The sequence below is a fragment of the Flectobacillus sp. genome, from assembly GCF_049240685.1.
Lineage (GTDB): Bacteria > Bacteroidota > Bacteroidia > Cytophagales > Spirosomataceae > Flectobacillus.
Window position 1 is genome coordinate 1,158 of the sequence record NZ_JBMLSD010000033.1, and the last position, 8,711, is coordinate 9,868.

Annotated in this window: 5 protein-coding genes; all 5 read left to right on the plus strand. The window is 38.4% G+C overall.

Translation table 11 applies throughout. The features are described from left to right. Positions 1 to 185 precede the first annotated feature (185 nt). Entirely contained in the window at positions 186 to 1,223 is a 1,038-nt protein-coding gene (locus ACOVQ4_RS01635; protein ID WP_421818922.1) for an efflux RND transporter periplasmic adaptor subunit, read from the plus strand. Positions 1,224 to 1,468: 245 nt separating this feature from the next. Further along, on the plus strand, positions 1,469 to 4,591 hold the full coding sequence (locus tag ACOVQ4_RS01640; protein WP_421818923.1) for an efflux RND transporter permease subunit: 3,123 nt from the start codon (positions 1,469 to 1,471) through the stop codon (positions 4,589 to 4,591). A 156-nt stretch (positions 4,592 to 4,747) separates the two neighbouring features. Further along, positions 4,748 to 6,034, plus strand: a complete 1,287-nt coding sequence (locus ACOVQ4_RS01645; RefSeq protein ID WP_421818924.1) for a TolC family protein — start codon at positions 4,748 to 4,750, stop codon at positions 6,032 to 6,034. A gap of 4 nt (positions 6,035 to 6,038) precedes the next feature. Then, on the plus strand, positions 6,039 to 6,632 hold the full coding sequence (locus ACOVQ4_RS01650) for a TetR/AcrR family transcriptional regulator (protein WP_421818925.1): 594 nt from the start codon (positions 6,039 to 6,041) through the stop codon (positions 6,630 to 6,632). A 174-nt stretch (positions 6,633 to 6,806) separates the two neighbouring features. Further along, a complete protein-coding gene (locus ACOVQ4_RS01655) occupies positions 6,807 to 8,693 on the plus strand; it encodes an LTA synthase family protein (protein ID WP_421818926.1) in 1,887 nt (628 codons plus the stop codon). The last annotated feature ends 18 nt before the right edge of the window (positions 8,694 to 8,711 follow it).

Below are 8,711 nucleotides of genomic sequence, written 5' to 3' on the forward strand. Positions count from 1 at the left end.
GCTGAAATCCGTTACCTGAAAGCCTAAATTGGACAAATTTATTGGTTGATTTTTCTGTAAAAATTTACTCTAAAATAGAAAAACTTACTTTTTGACCAATCTTGGAGAAATACAGACCTTTGCAATAGCCATGATTATGCGGAATTTTGTTACATAAATTCATAACCAGTCAACAATAAATCTCTATGATCAAGCCAAGTTTGACACAGGTACTCCCGTTTGTGGTGTGCACTGTGATTCTATCCTCTTGTGATAAAAAACAAGCAGAGCAGCAACAAGCCAACAATATTGTTCGTGTAAGTACGCAAGAAGTTCAGCAAATAAATCGTATACAAAGTTTGTCTTATACAGGAAGCATCGAACCCGACAATACCAGTAGAATCGGTTTTGCAGTGGCAGGGGTTATCAACCAAGTGATGGCAAAAGAGGGACAATTCGTACGCCAAGGACAACTATTAGCGAGTATCGATGCCACAGAGTACGAAAATGCCTTGATTATTGCAAAGGCAGGACTCGAACAAGCCGAAGATATGTATCAGCGACTCAATGATTTGTATCAAAAGGGGAGTCTTCCTGCCAAAGATTTTATCGAGATAAAAACTAAAGTAGCGCAGGCTCAGGCCAACAAAAATATCAACACCAAGCATATTGCCGATAGCAAACTTCATGCGCCAATTTCTGGAATTATAACCGAAAAACTGGTAGAAAAAGGTAGTATGGCAGCACCCGGAGTTCCAGCTTTTAGTATTATTAAAACAGATAAAGTTTTTGCAAAAATTACTGTCCCAGAGGCCGAAATTGGTAATTTCAGACAAGGTATGACTGCCTCGGTTTTTATCCCGACACTCAACGAGTCTATCAAAGGAACAATATCCATTATCAATCCTCAAGCAGATGCCGTTTCAAAGACCTATATCGTTAAGATTCAGCTGAATAATCCTCAGAATCGTATTTTGCCAGGGATGATTTCCACTGTAGAAATAAACCCAAATCGTGTGATACCAGCCTTATCTATTCCAGCCAATGCGGTGGTTAGAGATGCAGATGACATTACCTACGTGTATGTAATGAACGGACAAAAAAAGGTACTTAAAAAACGTGTAACCCTTGGATCATTAATTGGTAATAAAGAGGTAATTATTAAAGAAGGATTGAATAAAGATGAACGCATTGTGATTGAAGGGCAAACAAAACTTCATGATGGTTCGGAAGTACAATTGTAGTGTTTTCAACCCCAATACTATTTTGCTGGCCATTTTGGCTACTCATTACTAAGACTTATTACTGAGCTTTTTTACTACTACAGGTATCTATGGTGGGAGGCTGATTATGGTCTGTGATTTCAGTAATTCTTAATGTAAACCCAATTAATGAAATGGGGAATTGCCAGCCAGATATAAGGTTTTTACTTTTTAAAAATCAACACTTTCGACTCAGGATATATTCCTAATTCTTGGTAAAAATACACATGAATAAAAGAAATATTAACTTCATTGAAGCTGCTATGCGTTACAAACAGGTAACCATTGTGATAGCGAGCTTACTCTTACTCTTCGGAATATATTCTTTGCAGAATATGCCACGAGCAGAAGACCCCAAAATAGAAACCCCTGTAGCGATGGTTTACGCTTTTTATCCAGGTGCCGACGAGGTACAAATGGAGAAACAGGTTACTTCCAAAATTGAACAGTTTTTATTTTCTTTTGAAGAGGTAAATAAGCAAAAAACTAAATCTCAAACACGTGATGGACAAGTGTTTATCACGGTCGAGCTACATACCCGTATCAAAGACCGAAAGAAGTTTTGGGCAACTTTACAACATGGTCTCAACACTACATTGAGGTCGTCGATACCCTCTGGCGTTATTGGTCCCATAGTAAATAGTAATTTTGGCGATGTAACAGCCCAAATTATCGCTGTTTCGTCATCCACTCGAAGTTATGCCGAATTGGAGCAGTATCTCGACAAAATGGAAGATGTGCTCAAAACGATACCAGAGGTATCTAAAATCAACCGTTCAGGTGGGCAGCGTCAGCAGATTTATGTGACCATCGATGATAAAAAGATACAACAATACGGCTTTGATTTGGGAACCATTGTAAGAACTTTACAAGGACAAAATATTACAGAGTACTCGGGCGAAGTAACCGTTCAGTCCAATACCATTCCAATTTTTACAAAAAGTCAATATCATACTGAGGAAGAAATTGCAAATCAGCTTATTTATACAACGCCTAGTGGTGAGCAAGTGCGTCTAAAAGATATTGCGTATATAGAGAGACGGTATGAAGAAGAAGCCTCGTTTATTAGAATTGGCAAAGATAAAGTCATGCTTATCTCAACCGAGATGCAACCTGGAAATAACATTGTAGAATTTGGAGAAAAAGTGGATGCTAAGTTGGCTGAATTACAAAAGTCGTTTCCAGATGATATCAAAATTGAGAACATTGTTAATCAGCCCGCTGTAGTTGCCGAAAGTATAGATCACTTTATGGTCGAGTTTGGAATGGCCATTGCATCGGTAATTATTGTGGTGATGTTGCTATTGCCACTGCGAATGGCGGCCGTTTCGTCGGTTGCCGCACCGATTGCTATTCTTATCACTTTTGGTTTGATGAATATGATTGGAGTCGAATTGCATCAGGTATCTTTGGCAGCCCTCATTATTGTATTAGGAATGGTAGTAGACAACGCCATAGTGGTGGTAGACAATTACATCGAAAAGCTCGACGAAGGACTAAGCCCGTGGACTGGTGCATGGCAAGCGGCTACACAGCTCACTTTACCAATATTCACAGCTACTTTGGCGATTATCTTTGCTTTTGCTCCTTTAGCTTTTTTCATGAATGGTATTGCAAAAGATTTCATGGCGTCCTTGCCAGTTACGGTAGCCATTGCCCTGATTACTTCTATGCTTGTAGCCTTGTTTTTGACACCCTATATGTGTTATGTATTTATCAAAAAAGGCCTAAAACATACAGTATCAGACCGTCCACCTCGTAAATCGTTGCTAGATTATCTCCAAAATATCTTTAATATCAGCGTAGAGTTTTGTTTTAGATGGCCAAAACTTACGATGTTTTCGGCTCTGGGAGCAGTTTTGCTTGCTTTTGTGATTGCGGGAAAAGTAGATCAGGAGTTTTTTCCTACCAGTGAAAGAAATCAATTTAATATCGAAATATGGTTGCCAGACGGTACGGCTTTGACCGAAACAGATAAGAGGGTTTCTGAAGTAGAGACCATTCTCAAAAAAGATAAAAGGGTATTAAGTATTGCAAGCTTTGTGGGTACAAGCTCGCCACGATTCCAGACTTCGTATGCGCCAGAAATCCCTCGCCGAAACTTCGCTCAATTGTTCATAACTACGGCCAGCAATAAGGCTACCGACGAAATCGTAAAGGAATATCGCCCCAAATTTGAAGGCTTTATCAAAGATGGTTACGTACGTTTTCGTCAGCTAAGTTTTCAAGAAGGTTCTCCTATTGCCATTAGAATTATTGGTAATAATATCAGAGACCAAAAACGTGCGGCTGAACAAATTGAGGCTATTTTACAAAAAGCCAAAGGCACAAACTGGGTTCGCAACGACTATGAGAATGATTATTTGGGTATTAGTCTCAAAATAAATGAGGACGTTGCCGCGCGCTTAGGAGTACCACACCAAGTGATTACCCAAACCCTTGGCGCAGGACTAAAAGGATATGCAGTGTCCCAATTATGGGAAGGCGATAAACCTGTTGATATCTTCTTGAGGTATGCCGAAGACAATCGTAAAGACATCAACGCCTTAGGAGACCTACATTTAAGTACCATTTATGGGAAAAAAGTAGCACTAAGAGAAGTAGCAGAGTTGTCTCCTTCGTGGCATACAGGGGTGATTGCGCATCGTAATGGTCTGAAAACCTTGACAGTACTCGCAGAAGCACAAAATGGCATCAGAGCTTCGGTGATTTTGAAAGAAGTTCAGCCACAAATCGAGAAGCTTGATTTACCGCCAGGTATTAGCATACAATATGGTGGTGATGCCGAATCTAATGGCGAAAATACCCCAGGTATGCTAACGGCTCTATCAGTAAGTTTGATTTTGATTTTTGCCACCTTATTATTTCAATTTAAGAGTTTTGGAAAAACGCTCATTATTCTTGCCACTTTCCCGTTGAGTCTTTTAGGCGCATTTTTAGGCTTGTATCTAACCAATAACCCGATCGGTATGACGGCATTTATGGGCGTAATTAGTCTCATTGGTATTGTAGTACGAAATGGTATCATACTTGTAGATTATGCCGACGAACTTGTTTTGGAGCATAAATACAGTATCAAGGCAGCAGCGCTGGCTTCGGCCAAAAGAAGGATGCGCCCTATCTTCCTCACATCGGCGGCGGCGGCCGTGGGAGTTATCCCGATGATAGTAGGAAAATCTCCACTTTGGGCACCATTAGGTAGTGTACTAGCATTTGGTTTGATTATCTCGATGATACTTACACTTTTTGTAATACCAGTATTATACTACCGTTTTGTAAAACCAATGCCAGCGCCTGAAGATGAAATTGATGCTACCGTAGAAATACAGTACAAGCCCGAACATTTATAATGAAGGTGGCCAAATTAAATTTATCTTAATCGCAATCTGCTTTAAGCCGTAAGCCAATCGTTGTGGGCTCGAAAATAGGCTTTATCCTGATGGCCACGGCTTATTGTAGGCAGAATTTGACTCTTTAAGGGAGCCAACAATCTAACTGTAAAACCAATGAAATTACTTCATAAATTGTACCGAGTACTTCTCACGTCTGTACTAATCGTAGAGGTATTCCCAAACAATGCCCAAACGCCCACGTACTCACTCGAAGAATGCAGGCAAATGGCTTTGACTCAGAATAAAAAAATAAAGACAGCTCAGTTTCAGATTGAAGCTTCAAGAGTAGCACGTGACGCCAGCAAATTGAACGATAGGGCTAATATTGATGCATCTGTGGTTGGGCTACATGTGGGAAAGCCTCTCAACCAACTTCTTCCTTCTTTTTTGGGAAGTGGAGCCGTAGTTGTGGCCCAGCCAATTTATACTGGGGGACAAATTAAGCTTGGTATCCAGGCAAATAACAAGGCTATCGAAATATCGGAAGGCCAAAAGGCTATTACCGAATCAGAACTGTTGGTGTCTGTAGAAAGTGCTTACTGGCAAATCGTACAGGTAAAGGAAAAAATTGTTTTGGCACAGAAATACAAAGAAATGCTTTTGCAATTACATAAAGAACTCAAAAATGCCGTAGATGCAGGGTTGACCTACAAAAATGATTTACTAAGAGTAGAAGTCAATCTCAACGAGGCAGAGTTGAATATCGCTAAAGCGCAAGATGGTTTGATATTAGCCAAACTAAATCTGGCGCAAATCATTGGTAAGTCCAACCAGATCGACTTTAATATTACCGATGAAATCAATACGTTTAGTTATGAGCTTCTCGCGCAAAAAGTCAATGATTCGGCTGAGTTAAGACCCGAAATTCAGGTATTAAATAGAGTGATGGAACTTGAGCATATCAAAACTTCACTCATCAAAGCCGAACATAAACCTCAATTGAGTTTTTTATTCTCTGGATTTGCCTCGGTGGGTAATAAGGTGAACTTTTCAAATGGAGACAGCTTTCTTGGTTCCTACGTGGGATTACTCAATTTTTCTATTCCTATTTATGATTGGGGTAAAAATGCCCTGAAGGTAAAGGAGCAGGAGCTGAAAATTCAAGCGAAGAAATGGGAATTAGAAGAAAGTAAAGAATTGATTAATCTACAAGTTCAAAGTGCATGGTTACAATTGAATCAAACTTTAAGAAAAATAGATTTATCAAATTTATCGATTAAGCAATCTGAAGAAAACCTAAGATTGGCCAACGACCGCTACAAGGCTGGTACCATTACGGGTAAGGATGTCCTTGAAGCGCAGGCCATTTGGCAACAGGCCTATTCGAGCCATATTGATGCAAAAGTGGAATATAAAGTGAGTTTGGCAAATTATAAGAAAGCCATCGGCGAAATTAAGTAAGCGTATGAGAAGTAAGCAAATTTCAATTCTTGAAACTGCTCAGTCTTTGTTTTCTATACATGGTATCAAAGCTGTTACAATTGATGAAATCGTTGGCGAGTGTGGTATCTCAAAAAAAACTTTGTATGTCTACTTTCCCACAAAACATGCCCTTGTGGTTAGTGTTATGGAGTCTATATTGTCCAAACTGGAGCATACACTCAAGATGACCCCCTTGGTATCACCAAGTGCCATAATCGAACTTCAACGGTTTTTTGAGGATTTACAAAAGAATTTCGTCAAACTCACTTATCGGTTTTTAAACGATATAAGAGTCTATTGCCTAGAAGCTTACCAAAAGTTTATCCAATTCTTAGATTGTAATATCCCTCTGTATATGGCACAAAATATCAACAGAGGAAAAAGAGAAGGTCTCTATCGGACAGAATTAGAGGATACTGCCTCGGCTGGGCTCTACGTATGGATGCTCAAGAATATCCTTCATGATGGTCTTTTCGAAGATGAGTACCATCGAATTGATTTTATAAAAGGACTCAATAGCTTTTTTTTGAAGGGACTTCTCAGCTCGAATGGACAGAAGATGATTATCTCAAAATAAGATTTTTTTGTAATGTATTGATTTTTCAAGTGCTAGTTATTGACAGAAGTCTTTCGGTTGAAGGACTTCTGTTTTGTGTCTACAACTGTACTAAATATCTCATTTTTTCATCGATTTAATTGCCTTAGGAGCATAGTAACCTCCGTAATTTCTAAAATTCAAACAAATAAATATATGAAACTTCTCTATTTCCAGTTTTCACTTTTATTAAGACGCATATTGTGGCTAATGTTGTTTTACAGTATTTTACGAATTTTGTTTTTTCTGTTTAATACGCCTTCATTTCAAACAATTTCTTATGCTCAACTCATTGATTCATTTATCCTAGGCTTAAGGTTTGATTTATCAGCAATTTGTATAATAAATATCCTTTATGTACTGGGCTCATTTATGTTATCGCCTAGCCGTTGGGAAGAAACTTTTTACCAAAAAATACTACAAAATCTGTTTGTGATACCTAATTTGGCATTTTTAAGTTTGGGGGTCATTGACTTAGAATATTACAAATTCATTGGTCGAAGAACCAACTTTGAAATCAACAGTATTATGGGAGATGCTGTACAGCAAGCCCCAAATCTACTCGGAAAGTATTGGTATTTGGGTATTATAATGTTTGTTTTATCATGGATTTTTATCAAATTTTTACCGAAACCCTCCAAAGGTAAAATCCAAAACAGCTCGGTGCCATGGTATCCTTTCAATGTATTTGTATCATTGTTTATCGCAGCTTTATGTATTTTGGGTTTTAGAGGCGGACTTCAGGAAAAACCTCTCAGAATCAATCAAGCTTTTTCTCAGAACAATCATCAATTGGGTAATCTTGTGTTGAATACACCATTTACCTTTTTAACTACGATAGATGCCCAAGGGACAAGCCCTGTACAATATGTGTCTCAGCAAGAGATGAATTTATTGATTTCAAGAAATAGACAAATGTCTGATACAGAGGTTCGTGAGCCTCAAAATGTAATGGTAGTTATCGTTGAAAGTTTAAGTGCTGAATACATGGGAATTTATAATCAATACACAGGATATACACCATTTTTGGACTCGTTGGGGCGGGCTGGAGTTTGTATGCGGAATCATTTTGCTAACGGACGCGAATCAATAGATGCCGTGCCTGCGGTACTAGCAAGTATGCCCAAACTAATGGATGAACCTTACATTACCTCCAAGTATCAGGCAAATAACCTACCGGGCTTGGCCAATATATTAAAGCGATTTGGGTATTCTTCAGCCTTCTTTCATGGCGCCAGAAACGGCTCGATGGGATTCGAAGGGTTTTCTCAAATGGCAGGTTTTCAGCAATATTATGGATTAAATGAATATCCTAATAAAAAGGATTTTGATGGAAACTGGGGGATTTTTGATGAACCTTTTTTACAGTTTTGTGCCCAAAAAACAAATGAGCAAAAACAACCATTCATCAACGCTATTTTTACGCTCAGCTCTCATTCACCATATACAATTCCGACCAAATATGTAGGACGTTTCAGAAAGGGGCCTTTAGAAATTCATGAAAGTATTGGATATGCAGATTATGCGCTTAGCCAGTTTTTTGAAAGTATTAAGCATACTCCATGGTTCAAAAATACGCTGTTTGTGATTACGGGTGATCATACTCAACAAAGTTCTGTGCCAAAGTATAATAATGAAATAGGTGCCTACAGGGTTCCTCTCATTCTTTTTCATGGCTCACAAAAAATGAATGTTTTGCTAAAAAGTAAGATTGTTCCTAATAAGATTACGCAGCATGCCGATATCGTTCCTTCTATCCTTGATTTTTTAGATAAAAAGTATGATAAACTTAATTGTTTTGGAGAGTCAATCTTCAATTTTTCGCAGGGCGGAACGGCTTTGTTATACAGTGAAGGACGATTTAGAATGTTATCAAACGCTAAATATGTGGTTTTTGATGGAGAAAAATTTAGAGGGGATACCGTCAATTTAGAAAAGAATGTAATTATAAAAAACAATATTCCTGTTTCGACTACACTCAAAAAAAAGCTTCTCGCTTTTATTCAATATCATCATAACGGTTTAATAAATAATAGACTGTAATACGGGTTGTATTGGTAA